Source organism: Streptomyces sp. NPDC088733, assembly GCF_044751185.1.
In the GTDB taxonomy this organism is placed as follows: domain Bacteria; phylum Actinomycetota; class Actinomycetes; order Streptomycetales; family Streptomycetaceae; genus Actinacidiphila.
Genome location: NZ_JBIVLH010000040.1, coordinates 1 through 16,322, shown reverse-complemented (window position 1 = coordinate 16,322; position 16,322 = coordinate 1). Strand labels below are relative to the sequence as shown.

General features: G+C 70.9%; 15 protein-coding genes and 2 pseudogenes. 13 read left to right on the top strand and 4 right to left on the bottom strand.

What is annotated here, in order from left to right:
- Positions 1-30 precede the first annotated feature (30 nt).
- The 5 genes and pseudogenes from ACIP64_RS39395 to ACIP64_RS39375 all read left to right on the top strand — a co-directional run bounded on the left by ACIP64_RS39395 (position 31) and on the right by ACIP64_RS39375 (position 3,232).
- Entirely contained in the window at positions 31-825 is a 795-nt protein-coding gene (locus ACIP64_RS39395; RefSeq protein ID WP_401597077.1) for an ABC transporter ATP-binding protein, read from the top strand.
- Entirely contained in the window at positions 812-1,720 is a 909-nt protein-coding gene (locus ACIP64_RS39390) for an ABC transporter permease (RefSeq protein WP_401597074.1), read from the top strand. The genes ACIP64_RS39395 and ACIP64_RS39390 overlap by 14 nt, the downstream gene beginning before the upstream one ends.
- 4 nt (positions 1,721-1,724) lie before the next feature.
- Positions 1,725-2,492, top strand: a complete 768-nt coding sequence (locus tag ACIP64_RS39385) for a sirohydrochlorin chelatase (protein WP_401597072.1) — start codon at positions 1,725-1,727, stop codon at positions 2,490-2,492.
- A gap of 55 nt (positions 2,493-2,547) precedes the next feature.
- Positions 2,548-2,802: pseudogene (locus ACIP64_RS39380) on the top strand (DUF6882 domain-containing protein); the annotation flags it as partial.
- A gap of 112 nt (positions 2,803-2,914) precedes the next feature.
- On the top strand, positions 2,915-3,232 hold the full coding sequence (locus ACIP64_RS39375; protein ID WP_401597070.1) for a hypothetical protein: 318 nt from the start codon (positions 2,915-2,917) through the stop codon (positions 3,230-3,232).
- 373 nt (positions 3,233-3,605) lie between these two features.
- Here ACIP64_RS39375 and ACIP64_RS39370 read toward each other — a convergent pair whose 3' ends face one another.
- Positions 3,606-4,652 carry an NAD-dependent epimerase/dehydratase family protein gene (locus ACIP64_RS39370; RefSeq protein ID WP_401597068.1) on the bottom strand — a complete coding sequence of 349 codons (1,047 nt, stop codon included), beginning with the start codon at positions 4,650-4,652 and terminating at the stop codon, positions 3,606-3,608.
- Positions 4,649-5,323: an epimerase gene (locus ACIP64_RS39365; RefSeq protein ID WP_401597065.1), complete on the bottom strand. Its 675-nt coding sequence runs from the start codon at positions 5,321-5,323 to the stop codon at positions 4,649-4,651. Before ACIP64_RS39365 ends, ACIP64_RS39370 begins: the two co-directional genes overlap by 4 nt.
- Positions 5,324-5,444: 121 nt before the next feature.
- Here ACIP64_RS39365 and ACIP64_RS39360 point away from each other — a divergent pair, with 121 nt between their 5' ends.
- Positions 5,445-6,026: a TetR/AcrR family transcriptional regulator gene (locus tag ACIP64_RS39360; protein WP_401597063.1), complete on the top strand. Its 582-nt coding sequence runs from the start codon at positions 5,445-5,447 to the stop codon at positions 6,024-6,026.
- Positions 6,027-6,098: 72 nt separating this feature from the next.
- Positions 6,099-7,214 (top strand): trypsin-like serine peptidase, encoded by a 1,116-nt coding sequence (locus ACIP64_RS39355; RefSeq protein ID WP_401597060.1) that lies wholly within the window; start codon positions 6,099-6,101, stop codon positions 7,212-7,214.
- A gap of 49 nt (positions 7,215-7,263) precedes the next feature.
- Here ACIP64_RS39355 and ACIP64_RS39350 read toward each other — a convergent pair whose 3' ends face one another.
- On the bottom strand, positions 7,264-7,920 hold the full coding sequence (locus ACIP64_RS39350; protein ID WP_401597057.1) for a TetR family transcriptional regulator: 657 nt from the start codon (positions 7,918-7,920) through the stop codon (positions 7,264-7,266).
- A gap of 140 nt (positions 7,921-8,060) precedes the next feature.
- On the opposite strand from ACIP64_RS39350, the gene ACIP64_RS39345 reads away from it, so the two are divergent.
- The 3 genes and pseudogenes from ACIP64_RS39345 to ACIP64_RS39335 all read left to right on the top strand — a co-directional run.
- On the top strand, positions 8,061-8,750 hold the full coding sequence (locus ACIP64_RS39345) for an MBL fold metallo-hydrolase (RefSeq protein ID WP_401597055.1): 690 nt from the start codon (positions 8,061-8,063) through the stop codon (positions 8,748-8,750).
- Between the two features lie 379 nt (positions 8,751-9,129).
- On the top strand, positions 9,130-9,411 hold the full coding sequence (locus ACIP64_RS39340) for a hypothetical protein (RefSeq protein WP_401597053.1): 282 nt from the start codon (positions 9,130-9,132) through the stop codon (positions 9,409-9,411).
- 284 nt (positions 9,412-9,695) lie between these two features.
- A pseudogene (locus tag ACIP64_RS39335) lies at positions 9,696-9,878 on the top strand (hypothetical protein); the annotation flags it as partial.
- Positions 9,879-9,935: 57 nt separating this feature from the next.
- Here ACIP64_RS39335 and ACIP64_RS39330 read toward each other — a convergent pair.
- The gene (locus tag ACIP64_RS39330) at positions 9,936-10,538 is read right to left on the bottom strand and encodes a helix-turn-helix transcriptional regulator (RefSeq protein WP_401597050.1); all 603 of its coding nucleotides are present in this window, start codon (positions 10,536-10,538) and stop codon (positions 9,936-9,938) included.
- Between the two features lie 94 nt (positions 10,539-10,632).
- Between ACIP64_RS39330 and ACIP64_RS39325 the strand changes: the two genes are divergently transcribed.
- The 3 genes from ACIP64_RS39325 to ACIP64_RS39315 all read left to right on the top strand — a co-directional run bounded on the left by ACIP64_RS39325 (position 10,633) and on the right by ACIP64_RS39315 (position 15,922).
- Positions 10,633-12,003, top strand: a complete 1,371-nt coding sequence (locus ACIP64_RS39325) for a carotenoid oxygenase family protein (protein ID WP_401597047.1) — start codon at positions 10,633-10,635, stop codon at positions 12,001-12,003.
- 377 nt (positions 12,004-12,380) lie between these two features.
- The gene (locus ACIP64_RS39320) at positions 12,381-13,403 is read left to right on the top strand and encodes a helix-turn-helix domain-containing protein (RefSeq protein ID WP_401597044.1); all 1,023 of its coding nucleotides are present in this window, start codon (positions 12,381-12,383) and stop codon (positions 13,401-13,403) included.
- Positions 13,404-13,495: 92 nt separating this feature from the next.
- A complete protein-coding gene (locus tag ACIP64_RS39315; RefSeq protein WP_401597041.1) occupies positions 13,496-15,922 on the top strand; it encodes a SpoIIE family protein phosphatase in 2,427 nt (808 codons plus the stop codon).
- Positions 15,923-16,322: the final 400 nt, after the last annotated feature.

The following is a 16,322-nucleotide window of genomic DNA, read 5'->3' as shown; positions in this document are numbered from 1 at the left end:
GCACGCCCAGCCCCCAGGAGGTGACGTTCCATGGCCACCGCACTCAGCACCCAGCCCGCCGTGACGGACGGGACGGCGTCCTACGCCGCCCGGCTCGCGCACGTCTCGAAGTCCTTCGGCCGCTCCGGCGCGCAGGCGCAGGTGCTGGACGACATCAGCATCGATGTCGCGCCCGGTGAGTTCGTCTGCCTCCTGGGGGCCTCCGGCTGCGGCAAGTCCACCCTGCTCAACCTGGTCGCCGGACTCGACCTGCCGTCCGCCGGGGAGATCGACACCCCCGGCGGGCGGCCGGCCCTGATGTTCCAGGAGCACGCCCTGTTCCCGTGGCTGACCGCGGGCAAGAACATCGAACTCGCCCTGCGCATGCGCGGGGTGCCGCGCGCCGAACGGCGGCCGGAGGCCGAACGGCTGCTGGAGCTGGTCCGCCTGGGCGGCTCGCACGGCAAGCGGGTGCACGAACTCTCCGGCGGCATGCGGCAGCGCGTCGCGCTCGCCCGCGCCCTGGCGCAGGACAGCCAACTGCTGCTGATGGACGAGCCGTTCGCGGCCCTGGACGCCATCACCAGGGACGTCCTGCACGAGGAGCTCACCCGCATCTGGGCGGAGAACTCGCTGTCCGTGCTCTTCGTGACCCACAACGTGCGGGAGGCAGTACGGCTCGCGCAGCGCGTCGTGCTGATGTCGTCGCGGCCCGGCAGGATCGCCCGCGAGTGGCGGATCGACATCCCGCAGCCCCGCCGCATCGAGGACGCCGCCGTCGCCGAACTGTCCGTCGAGATCACCGAGCACCTCCGTGGGGAGATCCGCCGTCATGGCCAGCACTGAGACCAAGGCAGACAGCTCCGCCGGCGCGGCCGGGTCCGCGACGGACCTGGCGGGCCTCGGGGCCGGCCTGGACGCCCTGGAGACACCCTCCGAGCCCCGGGTCCCGCTCGGCCGCCTCCTGCGCGAGAAGGCCCTGCCGCCCGTGCTGGCCGTGGCGCTGGTGCTCGTGGTCTGGCAGCTCGCCTACCACTTCGAGGTCAAACCGCACTACCAGCTGCCCAGCCCGGCGGACGTCGGCCGCGCCCTGCGGGACAAGTGGCTCGACGGCACGCTGCTCGGCTACGTGTGGACGAGCCTGTCGCGCGGCGCGCTGGGCTTCCTCGCCTCCGTCGTCATCGGCACGCCGCTCGGCCTGCTCGTGGCGCGCGTCAAGCCCGTGCGCGCGGCAATCGGGCCGATCCTGTCCGGGCTCCAGTCGCTGCCCTCGGTGGCATGGGTGCCCGCGGCCATCATCTGGTTCGGGCTCACCGACGCCACGATCTACTGCGTGGTGCTGCTCGGCGCGGTGCCCTCGATCGCCAACGGCCTGGTCGCGGGCGTCGACCAGATCCCACCGCTGTTCCTGCGGGCGGGGCGGACACTGGGCGCGGGCGGCCTGCACTCCGTACGCCACGTCCTGCTGCCCGCGGCCCTGCCCGGCTACCTAGCCGGCCTCAAACAGGGCTGGGCCTTCTCCTGGCGCTCCCTGATGGCCGCCGAGCTCATCGCCACCTCGCCCGATCTCGGCATCGGCCTCGGCCAGTTGCTGGAACAGGGCCGGGAACTGTCCGACATGCCCACCGTGCTCGCCGCGATCCTGCTCATCCTCATCGTGGGCATCGGCATCGAACTGCTCGTGTTCGCCCCGCTGGAGCGGCAGGTGCTGCGCAGCCGCGGCCTGTTCGCGCGGGGGTGACGCGATGGCCTCCGCTTCCCCCGTCCTGCTCGTCATCGCCCACGGCAGCCGCGACCCGCGGCACGCCGCGACCGTGCACGCGCTCACCGGACGGGTCCGGGCGGCCCGCCCCGGTCTGCGGGTCGAGACCGCCTTCCTCGACCACTGCGCGCCCAGCGTGCCGCAGGTCGTGGACCGCCTCGCCGCGGACGGCGTACGCGAGACGGTGGCCCTGCCGCTGCTGCTGACCCGGGCCTTCCACGCCAAGGCCGACATCCCGGCCGTACTGCGCGAGGCGTCGGCCCGGCACCCGCGGCTGCGGATGCACCAGGCCGGGGTCCTCGGTCCCGCACCGCTGCTCGTCACCGCTCTGGAGCGCCGGCTGTCCGAGGCCGGGCTCGGCCGCGGCGAACGCGGCCGGACCGGGATCGTCCTGGCGTCTGCGGGGTCCTCGGACCCCGAGGCGATCGCGGTGATCGCGGACATCGCCCGGGAGTGGCGGCGCACCGGCTGGCAGGCCGTACGTCCCGCGTTCGCCGCGACGGTCCCCGGGGGACCGCCCGGCACCGCCGACGCGGTGCGCGCCCTGCGCGCCGAGGGCGTCCGCCGCATCGCGGTCGCCCCGTACGTGATCGCCCCCGGCCGCCTCCCCGACCGCATCGCGCGCGGTGCGCGCGAGGCCGGCGCGGACGTCCTCGGCGATGTGCTGGGCGACGCCCCGGAGATGGCGCGGCTCCTGCTGCGCCGCTTCGACGAGGCCCTGATCCCGCGCCTGGCCCTGGCCCTGGCCTGAGGCACCGCGCCCCCGGGGGCCGGGCGCACGGGGCCGGTGCGTAAAGTCCCGTGCCGTGACCAAGGAGTTCAGCGAGGCGTTCCTCGACGAGGCGGAGCGGCATGCCGCGTGGGGCGCGGAACAGCTCGGCGCCCTGACGGCCTTCCTGCCCGAGGGACCGTGGACGGCGGACCTGCCCTCCTGCGTCTACCGGCAGGGGGACGTGGAACTGCGCGTCGCCGTGCTGGGCACGTACGACGAACAGGAACGCTCCTGGATGTGGGGCTGGGCCGACCCGGGACTGCGCGGCACCCCGGTGGTCTCGCTCACCGAGGAGGCCGAGCGCTTCGGACGGGCCCACGGGATCGGCGAGTTCACGTCCGGCGTCCTGGACCTGTCCGGCTTCGCCGACCCGCGCCGCGGAGACCCTTGCCTTCGCGGGGATGGGCGTCGTCCGCGCCGCCGGCTACATCGGGGTGTCCGCGGGGCCGGGCACGCGGGTCTACTTCCTGCCCGACGACCCGCGGGTCCCCCGGACCGCACTCGACCCCGTCGCGCTGGCCAGGACACTGCTGTCGGCCACCGGGCTCATCGGCCGCTCCCCGCGCCGCCTGGTGACCGGCTACTTCGAGCACCACGGCGCACCGTGCCGGGAGAGCGAGCACCAGGTCGTCGCCGGGCTGCCCGGCGGCGACGCGGCGGAGGTCGACTTCGACAGCCTGGGCCGGATAGCGGCCGTCCGCGTCACCGCACGGCGCTGACGTATCGGGACGAGACCGTGCCCCGCCGGCCCCGCACCAGGCCTCGGCCGCCGAAAGCAGCTGCCTACGAGCCGGACACAGGGCGACGGCCCGGACGCCGGGGGTCCAGGCGTGCAGCGACGTGGCGGGGGTCCACTTCGACGGCGCGGGCGAAATGCGGCCCGTACGCTGCCGCCGCGCTCGGTGAGCGTGCTGACGGCGGGCCGGGGCCACGGCCCGGACCCCGGGTCCACACGCGTCATACCCGCCCGGCGCCGACGCGGCCGAGGTCGACGTGGACCGCGCGAGCCGGACAGCCGCCCGCGTCACCGCATGCCGCTGACGAGCACGGCCGGCCGGGCCCGATGCTGCGACCCGCGTACGGACCCCCAGGTCAGGCCATCGGGCCACGCCGCCCCGGGACGACGCCGTGCGCCGCCAGGCTGCGGGCGCAGTCGGTGAGCGTGCTGACGGCTGACCGGGTCCGCCAGCCCAGGACGCGTTCGGCCTTCGCCGCCGAGTGCAGATGCCTGCGGCCCAGGTACGGGGCCACGGCCCGGACCCCCGGGTCCACGCGTGCCATGAGGCGGACCGCGAGGTCGGGCAGCGCACGGGTGGGCACCTTGCGGGCGGCGTCGCCGAGTTCGTCGCGCAGCACCCGGGCGATCTGCGCCATCCACAGGAACTCGCCCGTCGCGATGAACCGTTGACCGGCCGCCTCGGGTGCGGTCATGGCCCGGATGTGCAGGTCCGCGAGGTCGCGCACGTCGACGACCTCGAAGCCGATACGCGGTGTGCCGGGCATGCGCCCGGCGAGCAGGCGCTCGACCACCTGGACCGAACCCCGGTCGGCCGGACCGAGGACCGGGCCGAACACGGCCCCGGGAAGGATCGTGGTCAGGGCCGCCGCCCCGGCACCGCCCGCCTCGGCGAAGCGCCAGGCGGCCCGTTCCGCGACGGCCTTGGACCTGCGGTAGCCGGTCAGCGCCGGGTCGTCGGTGTCGGTCCACCGGGACTCGTCGCTGACGCTGTCGGCAGTGGCGAGCGGGGGCGACGCGGCCGCGCACGCGGAGGTCGTCACCACCCGCTTCACGCCCGCGCCGGCCGCCGCGCGCAGCACCCGCAGGGTGCCGTCACGGGCCGGGCCGATCAGGGCGTCCTGGTCGCGCCCGGTCTCCGTGCCCAGGGGGGAGGCCACGTGCAGGACGCGGTCGCAGCCCGCGACCGCCTCGTCCCAGCCGGCGTCGGAGGTGAGGTCCGCGACGGCGAACGTGAGGCGGCCGCCCGGTTCCACGGCCGTGGTGACGGCCTCCAGCACGGCGTCGCGGCGGGACGGGGAACGGACCGTGGTGCGCACCTCGTAGCCGCGCCGCAGCAGTTCGACGACGCACCAGCCGGCCACGAAGCCCGTTCCGCCGGTGACCAGGATCGACTCCGTCATGCCTTCTCCCCCTCCGCGGCAGCCGTGTTGATGTCCGCGCTCGTGAGCACCCGGGGGCCGCTGCCGCCCCGCCGGGTGACCGCGAGCGCGGCGCGGCCGATGGCGTCCGTCGTGGTGGTGTGGCGCGGGAACAGCCGCCGCAGGACGGGGTAGGTCCACGAGGTGGCCCCGTAGAGCAGCCGGCTGGTCCGCGACCTCGGGCGGGCGCCGTGGCGGGGCCGGATGTAGCCCGGGCGGAAGACGTAGGTGCGCAGGGGCAGCGCCAGGAGCTCGTCCTCCGCGCGGCCCTTGACCCGCGCCCACATGGTCCTGCTCGCGCTGTCGGCGCTCGCGCCCGAGACGTAGACGAAGGTCAGGTCCTCGGTGCGCGGCAGCAGCACGCGGGCGGCGGCCAGGGCGTAGTCGCGGGTCACGCGGGTGTACTCGGCCTCGGTCCGCCCGGCGGAGGGAACTCCGAGGCAGAAGAAGCAGGCACCGGCGCCCGCGAGTTCGTCCGCGACGTCGGTGAGATCGGCGAAGTCGGCGGGAGTGACCTCGCGGAGTTCGGGGTGCCGGGTGCCCAGCGGCCGCCGCACCACGGCGACGACGCTCTCCACCTCGTCGTCCAGAAGACAGGCCCGCAGGACGCCGGTGCCCACCATGCCCCCGGCGCCGAACACGACGACCTTCACGTTGCTCCCTCACGGAATGGGGTCGGATAAACGGAGGATTCCTCCGGATGAGAGTACGGAGGAATCCTCCGTTTAGCAACGGGGTAGGTTGACCCGGTCGAAGGAGGCCACAGGAGGCACGATGAGCGAAGCCCGACCGATGCGCGCGGACGCCCGCCGCAAGCGGGAGGCCGTCCTCGCCGCGGCCGGCGAGGTCTTCCTCGAACGCGGCATCGACGTCGCACTCGACGAGATCGCCCGGCGGGCGGGCGTGGGGATCGGCACGCTCTACCGGCACTTCCCGACCCGCGAGGCACTGGTGGTCGGCGCCTACGTGCGCCACATGGACCTGCTCTGCGACGAGGTCGACGGCCTGCTCTCCGAACTGCCGCCGGACGAGGCACTCGTGACCTGGATGCAGCGCTTCATCGGCCACGCGGCCGAACAGCCCGGCATGGCCGTCGCACTCAAGGCCGTCGTCCACGCGGCCGACTCCGAGGCCGTCCGCGCGGGCCACGAACGCGTCTTCGCCGCCCTGCGCACACTTCTCGACGCGGCCGAACGCGCCGGCACCGTCCGTCCCGGCGTCTCCGCCGACGACCTCGCCGGCGCCCTGAGCGGCTTCAGCCTCATCACCGGCCGCCCCGGTTCCCGCGAGCGCTCCGACCGCCTCGTCGCCCTCCTCGTCGACGGCCTCCGGCTCGGCGCCCCCGGCCCGGGCTGACGGGGGTCGCGTGGACACCACCGGCACACGTCTCTGACCGCTTCCTGACATCGCCTCACTACCGTCCCGCGCATGCGCACGCCTCATTACCGCTCACGCGGTCACCAAGACAGCTCCGCCGGGAGCCTCCGGCACGCGATCGGCATGTCCGTCGCGATATCGGCGGCCGTCGCCGCACTGGTCGCGCCCGCCGCGGCCGCGAACGCCGTACCGCACGACCCCGCGTTCACCAGCGGCGCCCGGGTGACGGCGGGACCCGACACCATCACCACCCATGCCGGTGCCACAACCCCGCGCGAGCGCCACCGGATCAGCGCCTACTGGACCCCCGAGCGGATGAAGCTGGCGGGCGCCATGGTCCCCGAGATCACCCCCGTGCCCGAGGACGACAACACGCCGGACAACCCGCGGCCGCTCCCCGCGAACACGCCGGACCCGGGGGCCGTGTGGACCCACGGCGGGGCGGTGGAGAGGAACATCGGCCGCCTGTTCTTCACCTTCTCCGACGGCTACGACGGCAGTTGCTCCGCGACGGTCGTCGCCGGCGCCAACCGCAGTACGGTCATCACCGCGGCACACTGCCTGCGAAGCGTCGGATCGCCTTCCGCCGACGACACCTGGAACCACAACTTCTGGTTCGTGCCCGGCTACCGCAACGGCACGAAACCGCTCGGCGGCTTCAGCGTCAAGGCCATGGCCACCTCCTCCCGCTGGAACGTCGATCCGGACACCACGGACTCGTCGGACGTCGCGGCCGCCGGCTACGACACGGGGCTCCTCGTGGCGAACCCCGCTGCCGGCGGGCGCCCGATCGCGGACGTCACCGGAACCCAGCGCATCGGGTTCGACCGACCCGTCGAGGACGCGTTCATCCACGCTTTCGGGTACCCGAACAACGGACTCAACGTGCCCGGGGACACATACGTGGGATCCCGCATGATCCACTGCGCGGGTACGAGCCACCCCGGCCCCAAGGCCCCTCTGCTGTGGGGTGAGACCTGCGACATGTCGGCGGGTTCGAGCGGAGGCCCCCACCTGGCCGACTTCGACACCGGCACGGGCACGGGCACCGTGGTGGGCGTCACCACCACCGACGAGGAACTCGCGGGTGGTCAGGCACCCACGCTCTACGCCACGCGTCTCGGCGACAGCGCGCACCGTCTCTACACCTGGGCGCAGTCGCGATAGAACCCCCGACCGCTGCACGCCGGTGCCCCCGGCGTACAGCGGGGATCCGCTACTCGGCGCGCCACCGTGCGGCCAGCGCCGGCCCCACCTGATCGAGGTAGGCGGCTGTCAGGGCGCGGATCGCCTCGACGCTGCTGTCCTGACCGGTGGCCCACGTCCGACTCGTCACCCGCAGGACCCCGCCGAACATGGCCACGGCGACACGCGGTCTCGGGTCCGTCTCCATGTCGACCCCTTCCCGCTCGGCGATGACCCGGGCGAGTTCGTCCTCCAGGTCGGCGGACCGCCGTAGATGGGCGGCGAGCAGTGAAGGTGTCGACTCGATCATGTGGAAGGTGCGCATGTGCAGGTCGGCAGGGATGACCTCGACCGACTCCCCGAGGGCCTCCCAGCCGGCCAGCACGGCCTGCCGCAACGCGTCCATGGGGCCTTCATGAGGCGGGCGTTCGCGCACGGCCGCGAGGAAGCGGGCCTCCGCGAGGTCCTGGGTGAACAGGGCCACGTCCTCCTTGCCCGCGAAGTAGCGGAAGAAGGTGCGCTGGGAGACGTCGACGGAACGGACGATCTCGTCCACCGTCGTGGGCTCGTACCCCTGGGTGGCGAAGAGCTCGAGTGCGGCCCGTACCAGCGCGTCCCGGGTCTGCTGCTTCTTCCGCTCACGCAAGCCGGACACAGGTGCGGCCGATGCGGGCTCGGTGATCTCCATGGGCTCCCTCTGCTGAACCGGCAGGCCGAATCGGCCTGCCCCGGGAACAGTGTGGCAGACTCTGCCTCATGTCAGCGATTGCCAACTGGCAGTGGCTGACATAATCTTGCGGGTGGTCGGACACAACAGAAGGACACAACGTGCTGATTGCCGGTTTTCCCGCTGCCTGGGGCACCAACTGCTACGTGGTGGCGCCCGCTTCGGGGGAGGAATGCATCGTCGTCGACCCGGGCCACGAAGCGACCGAAGGTGTCGAGCACCTCCTTTCCGAGCACCGTCTCAAGCCGGTGGCCGTCGTTCTGACCCACGGCCACATGGATCACGTCGCTTCGGTCGTCCCTGTCTGCGGAGCGCACGGCGTACCGGCGTGGCTGCATCCCCGTGATCGCTACATGCTGACCGATCCGGAGAAGGCCCTCGGCTTCTCCATCGGCGCCCGCTTGCTCGGCGAACTCGCCATCGGCGAGCCGGACGACGTGAAGGAGCTCACCGACGGCACCACCCTTCACCTTGCCGGCCTCGACCTGTCGGTCAGTCACACGCCGGGTCACACCAAAGGTTCCGTGATCTTCACGCTCCCGGAGTCGGAGCAGATCCCCCAGGTCGCCTTCACCGGCGACACGTTGTTCGCCGGAGCGGTCGGACGTACCGACATGCCCGGTGGCGACACGGAGGAGCTGGCCGAGTCACTGAACCGGGTGTGCCTGCCTCTGGACGACTCGACGGTGGTACTGCCGGGTCACGGGCCCCGGACCACCATCGGACGTGAGCGAGCGACCAATCCGTACTTCTCGAAGAACACAGCCAGGCTTCCACGGCGCACCATGTGACGGACGCACGTCCGGCACTTTCCGGACCGGATCGCCCGAAACCCACGGGCGGAAGGTGGCGTCACCATTCTGTGCGCCTGCGTGTCCACCGTGCTCGGATGAATGAACAGCGTTTCGAGGGTTCGGCAGAGCTTTTCGTAAGGGCCGTCAAAGTGACGGCGAAAGACGCCCCAGAACCTCGGAGCACCACGTGAGAAGAGCACTCCCCACCGCCGCGATACTCGTCACATTTGTCGCCGGCGCTGCTGGGTTCGTCCCGTCCGCCCTCACAGCACACACCGGGGAGCAGCACAGAACACCGGCGCCTGCTCAGCAATTCCGCGTAGGCGCCGTCTGCGCCTTCGACTTCGGCTTTTCCACCGAGGTGTCCTGCGGGCTGGTGGGTTTCGGGGACGTGCGCCACCACTGCCCGGGCGCCACCGACGCCGCCATGTGCCCGAGCACCCGTGGCCTCACGCTCAAGAACACGGGAAGCGTGCCGATCCAACTGATCGCCGTGAGCGGCTCCCGCCCCGGCGACCGGCAGGAAGCCGCACCCCGCACCGTGCGAGTCGGCGCCGACACGGTGGTGCGCCCCCGTGCAGGTGACGCGTTCCTGTACGACATCGTCCTGCGGTGCAACGGCGGCCACGCGAAAGCCGCGGTGGTGGCAATGGCTTGATCTGCCGGCACAAGGGCACGGCGATGAATGCGAAGGGAACGAGAGCGCCAGAATGCCATTTCAGCGCCACGTGGCGCCCGTCACCTCGAGTTGCCAACTCACCGCGAATACCCGCCGAGTGAAGGTCCGCACGCCGAACCATGGAGATTTCTTCACCGTCTCCGGAACGACGGAAATGGCACCGGAATCCTTTGAGGACGTCCGGCGACCTCTGCTGGCGTCCCCGATCGTCCTCAGGTCGATTGCGAGCGAACACCGTACGTTCTTCGGCTTCGCCGGACGACATCGACGGCTACGTACGCCGCGTCAACGAGGACCTGCAGCGCTGGCAGCAGATCAAGACCTTCCGCGTCCCGCCCCGCGACCTCGACGTGGAACACGGCGACCTCACACCCCGCCGGCCCGTCGTGGAACGCGAGTTCAAGGACCTCATCGACGACATGTACTCCGGCACGAGGGAGGAGTGAGCGGGCGGACCGGGAGGCGAGGGTCCGGGCCGCTCGCGGGGCGGCCTCACCAGGGCGCTACGTCGCGCGGCGATCGCCGGGTTCGGCCCCCGATGGATCCGTGGGGACCGCGGCCAGCTCACGCCAGAAGTCGATGATCATTCGCTCGAAACGCAGCCCCACCTCCAGCGTGGCCCGCTGGGGCGAGCCCTCCTCGGTCTTGCCGGAGGACACCAGCCTCCGGTACTCCGCGAGCCGGTCCTCATGGGCCTGGATCTGCTCTGCGGCGAGCCGGGCCACAGCGTCGCCCGCGTCGCCGGCGCCGGCCGCGCCGATGTCCCGAAGCCGGTCAGTGGGCTGGAAGTAGAGCCGCAGCAGCCCCTCGTCGTGGATCTCGGTTATCGCCTGCGTGGGCGTCGTGAGCCACCGGTGGAGTGCCCGTCGCCCTTCGCCGGTGAGGGACAGCGTTCGGCGACGACGCCCGCCCTCCTCCTGACGTTCGACCACCAGGCCGCGCCGCACCAGTCGGCCGGTCTGCTCGTAGAGCTGCGAGCGGGGGAAGGACCAGAAGTAGCCGATGCTCTCCCGGATGCGCTGGTCGAGCTGGTAGGGGGTGGCCCCGTCGTACCTGCTCAGCAGGCCGAGCACGACGTACGCGCTCATCGGGAGGTCACTGGGCATGGCTGTCTCCTGGTCCGGATGGTCTGAACCTCAATATTCCGATCTGGAACGTCCACACCGTACCGTGGGTTTGTACGGTCGGAAGGGAATCAGTGTGACCAGTGTGAATTTCACCAACCGGTACCTCGTCTCGGGCAACTACGCCCCTGTCGCCGAGGAGGTGAGCGCCTCCGACCTCCCGGTCACCGGCGAGTTGCCGCGTGAGCTGAACGGCCGCTACCTGCGAAACGGGCCGAACCCGCGGGGCGACGTGGACCCGGCGACCCACCATTGGTTCAACGGAGCCGGGATGGTGCACGGCATCCGGCTCCGGGACGGCAGGGCCGAGTGGTACCGCAGCCGCTTCGTCGAGAGCGAGCAGGGCGCGCCGAACACCAACGTCCTCAGCCACGGCGGCCGCATCCTCACCCTCATCGAGGCCGGGAGACCGCCGGTGGAGATCAGCCCCGACCTCGCCCGCATGGCGATCTGGGACTGTGACGGCGCGCTCAGCCGGGGCTTCACGGCGCATCCGAAGGTGGATCCGACCACCGGCGACATGCACGCCATCACCTACAACCTGCGGCACAGCTCTCTTCGGTACGTCGTGCTCGGGGCCGACGGCAAGGCCAGACACAGCAGTGACATCGAGGTGGACGACGGCCCGATGATCCACGACATGGCGCTGACCGAGACCCGCGTCGTCGTGCTCGACCTCCCGGTCACCCTGGCCGCCGCCAAGCGGCTCGCACAGGCCGGCGGCCCCATGACCAGGTTGCCCCTCGTCTGGGACGACCGTCACGCGGCGAGGCTGGGGATCCTGCCGATCGGCGGGACCGCTGATCAAGTGCGGTGGATCGAGGCGCCGCGCAGCTTCGTCTTCCACGTCCTCAACGCCTTCGACAACGCCGACGGCTCGCTGACGATGGATGTCGTCCGGTACGACCGCATGTTCGTCCGCGACGTGTGGGGGCCCGGTGACGCCGAGCCGACGCTGGTGCGCTGGACGGTGAACCCGGCCCTGGGCACCGTGAAGGAGGAGGTGATCAGCGAGTACCGCGTCGAGTTCCCGCGGATCGACCCGGCACTGACCGGCCGGGCACACCGCTACGGATGGTTCGCCGGCTTCGGCGCGCACGGCCTGATGATCACTGACGACGTGAAGCGCGATCCCACCGACGGTTTCGGCGCCGGCCCCCTGGTCAAGGTCGACACCCGTACCGGCAGCACCACCGTGCACGACCACGGCCCCGGACGCGTCACGATGGAGCCCGCGTTCGTACCGCGGCCCGACGCCGTGAGTGAGGACGACGGGTGGATCCTCTCGGTCGTCCACGACGCGAACATCAACCGTGCCGAACTGGTCGTCCTGGACGCCGCCGACCTTGCGGCCGCTCCGATCGCGCGGGTGCACCTGCCCAGCCGTGTGCCGTTCGGCTTCCACGGCAACTGGATCGACGACAACGAGATCACGAACCGTTCCTGACAGGTTCCTGATATCGCTCGACCACAGTCGACCGGCATGGCCCGGTCAGAAGTGGCGCGAGCAGTCCCCGGGGGCGACCGTGGGCCGGCGAAGTCCGGAACGGTCCGGGCGGGCGTCGCCCGCCGGCCGCACGGCCCCTCATGGCATCCGTTGCCGGGGCACATTTTCGGAGAAGGCCGCGAGCCGCGTTCGCCCGGTCCGGTGGCGCGCTGTGCGGAGCGCCTGGCGGCGCCCGCAATGAGGCCGATTTTCCCGGCATCTTCACCCGAGATATCGGGTTTCACCGCAAAGGGATCGTCCCGCACGAAGAGAGCGAGTGGACAAGTGCAGTCTTCGGTTCTCAGGGACGACCCCTTGGTTTTTGCAGGAGGGTACTCATGAATGTCAGCCGAGTCGACCGGCGTGCAGGTTCGGCACAAGGCCACCGCACTGCTATTGAGTACGAGAACTCCCTGAGCTTGACCGCCATGCAGACTCACCATGCCGAGCAGTTTTTCACGGCATGGTCGCGCGGCCCGTTTTCGCACCTCTCGAAACTTGCCATACCTTCCGCTCCCGCACCTCGCGGGTTCAACCTCAAGGCACGCGGTCACCTTGTCGACGGCATGCTGTCGGCACGCGTGTACAGCGATGCCCTGACAGGGACCTCCGGAAGCCATCTGGACGAAGACCCGATCGTCGCCAACGTCGTCACCTCAGGGTGGGCCGAATTCGAGTCGGGCCGGCAGAAGCACCTCGTCGGACCTGGGCAGATCTGCATTCGCGACACGAAGGCATCATGGAGTTTCTCGTGCGCGCCGGCGACGATCGGGCATGTCGTCTCGCTTCCGCGGCGTCTTGTGATTCCGCACATCAGTTCGCCCAGGGTGCTCAACCAAGGGCACATGGCCGAAGCGGACACGCCGGAGGTCCGGCTCCTCACATGCTTCCTCCAGGGCATCGCGAACAACACCGACGATTTCGCGGAGTCGGCTGCCACGCGCACCATGGCGCGGGACGCCTGCGCCATGCTGCTGGCAGGCATTGTTTCTCAACGCCCCGGACAGGCGAGCGAGCACCGAAGCGTTCTCCTGCGGGCCGCGAAGGAAGTGGTGGAGAACAACCTGGAGAATCCCGACCTTTCTCCCCGATTCATAGCCCGAAAGGTCGGGGTTTCCCTCCGGACCCTTCACCGCTATTTCGCGGAGGCGAACGAATCCGCCATGGAGTTCGTTCGGCTCCGGCGTGTGCAAAAGGCTCACGACGAGCTGCTGGGTCACGGCGACGTGATCAGGCTGTCCGACATCTCTGCGCGCATGTGCTATTCCGACGTGAGTCACTTCATCAGGCACTTCAAATCGGTCTACGGTGCCACACCCGCCGCATATGTGAAAGAATTCCGGAAAGCCGGTTCCGCGTGATGCCGCACCGCCGCACCCAGTGCGCTTCGCAGGAGGCTCGGGCCTGGACCCGCGACGGCAGGCCCGGGTGACCTTGGGCCGGTTAGAATGCCATGGGATGGGCTGACATGGGTGATTCTGCGAACGTTCCTTCCGTCGCGGAAGGCAGCCTCTGGGGTCCGGCGACGGCCGTGATCGTGATCGACGGCGCCGGGGTGGTCCGGGCATGGGACGAAGGGGCCACGGCCCTTCTCGGGTACCCGGCTGGGGAGGCGATCGGCAGACTCCTGGCAGACGTCCTCCCACCTGTGGGAATGGGGAGCCCTGAACCGAGTGGGCCCGGCCTCGCCGGGCACCTCGGACCGGGAGGGGAGGGCCGGCAGCTCCTCAGGCGCAGGGACGGCTCCCGCCTCGACCTGGACGTCAAGGTTCTGCCCGTCCACAACCCGAGCGGGCCGGCAATGAGCCTGATCCTGCTGGCCGACACGACACGCGTGTGGCCGACCCTTGCCGGCCGTTCGCTGCTGGAAGGGCTCGACCGCACAGCGCCGGTGGGCATGGCCGTGCTCGACACCGAACTGCGCTTCACGTGGGTGAACGACGCCATGCAGGAGATGTGCGGTGTTCCCCGGCAAGGGTTCCTCGGCCGGCGTCCGGCAGACGTCCTGCCGGGACTGGACGTGGCGCGCACCCAGGCCGAGATATCCGAGGTCATCACGACCGGAACGCCCTCCCTGGGCCGTGCCTACGCCGGACGGGTCCGGGCGGACGCCGCGCACGTGACCTACTCCACCTCGTGCTTTCGCCTGGAGACCGAGGACGGGCGGGCGATCGGCGCCTGCTACATCGTCCTGTCCACCACCGACCACTACCGCGCCCAGCAGAAGCTCACGCTGCTGAACGAGGCCCGCAAGCGCATGGGCAACACGCTCGATGTCGTCGGCGCCGCGCAGGAGTTGGCCGATGCCGCTGTCCCCGGGCTCGCCGACCGCGCCACCGTCGACCTCCTCGCCGCGGTGCTCCGCGGCGAGGAGCCGCAGCCTGGCCCGGCCGACGCGGCCACCCTGGCCGACCTGCGGTCGGCCGGATACCGTTCGACCCGCGGAGACGTCCCGCCGCCCATCCCGCGAGGCGAGCCCAGCGTGTATCCCGGGCGCTCGCCGACCGCCCGCGCGATCGCCGGCGGTGCTCCGTTGCTCATCCCCCACGTCGACCCCACCGACCCGGACCGCGACACGCATGGATGCCGCCTCGGCATCCACTCCCTGATGGCCGTTCCCATCCGCTCGCGGGACACGACCCTGGGAGCGGCCACTTTCGGGCGCTCACGGGACTCCGGACCGTTCACGCCGGACGACCTCGACCTCGCCGAGGAGATGGCCGCGCACGCCGCGGTGTGCATCGACAACGCCCGCCGCTACACCCACGAGCACGCCGCGGCACTGACCCTCCAACGCAGCCTGCTCCCGGTGGATCTGCCGGCGCAGAACGCCGTCGAGGCCACCTACCGCTACCTGCCCGCGGACGCGGAAGCCGGTGTGGGCGGCGACTGGTTCGACGTCATACCGCTCTCCGGAGCCCGGGTCGCCCTCGTCGTCGGGGACGTCGTCGGCCACGGCATCCACGCCGCCGCCACCATGGGACGCCTCCGTGCCGCCGTGCAGACCCTCGCGGACATCGACCTCGCCCCGGACGAGGTGCTCGCCCACTTGGACGACATGGTCAGCCGCATCGCCCTGGAAGCGCGGGATCCCAGCGGAGTCATCGGAGCGACCTGCCTCTACGCCACCTACGACCCGGTCACCCGGCACTGCACGCTCGCGCGCGCCGGGCATCCGCCACCTGTGCTCGTCGCCCCGGACGGCAGCGCCCGGCTCGTCGACCTCCCCAGCGGCCCGCCGCTCGGACTCGGGGGGCTGCCCTTCGAATCCGTCTGCTTCCCCGTACCCGAAGGCAGCGTCCTCGCCCTCTACACCGACGGCCTGATCCACACCCCCTCGCTCGACACCGACCGCGGCCTGCAGAACCTGACCGACGCCCTCGCGGCACCCTGGACCCCCCTGGAGGAACAGTGCCAGGCCGCCGTCACCGGCCTCGCCGACGACCGGCCGACCGACGACGTGGCGCTGCTCCTCGCACGGACAGGCGTCCTGGGGAAGGACCACGTCGCGTGCTGGGACATCCCCAAGGAGCCCGCGGCCGTTGCGGCGGCCCGGGCGAATGCGGCCCGTCAACTGGGCGCATGGGGGCTGGAGGACCTCGCCTTCACCACTGAACTGGTCGTCAGCGAGCTCGTCACCAACGCCGTCCGCTACGGCTCGGACCCCGTCACGCTCCGGCTCATCCGCGACCGCACGCTCATCTGCGAGGTCTTCGACGGCAGCAGCACCTCACCCCACATGCGGCACGCCCGGACGACCGACGAGGGCGGCCGCGGCCTTTTCATGATCGCCCAGATCACCGAACGGTGGGGTGCCCGCTATGCGAAGGACGGGAAGACGGTCTGGTCCGAACAAGCTCTCCGGCGGCAGATGCGGTGAATGGTCGACCGGCCACCACGCGCGGCATTCTCCGGGCTTCAGGGCATTGTTCGGCACACGTGAGTGACGTTGCTCTCAGTAGTTCCGGCCGGCCAGGCGCGCGGATTCCGGAACCGGCGCTCAGGTTCCATTCGTTCAGGGCGATATGGAGTGCTGTGGGCGCCTTGTTCGCCGCCCATGTCCAATGCCGCCGCCGAACGGCGTTGGACGAAAATGTGTACATCGACTTTGATGGCCACAACGCGGGTGCCCGGGGTGGAAATTGCCCGTACACAATTGACGTTCCACCGTCATCAAGGAGAGATCCGAAGTGGCCGAGCTGTTCTACGACGACGATGCCGACCTGTCCATCATCCAGGGCCGCAAGGTCGCGGTCATCGGCTACGGAAGCCAGGGCCAC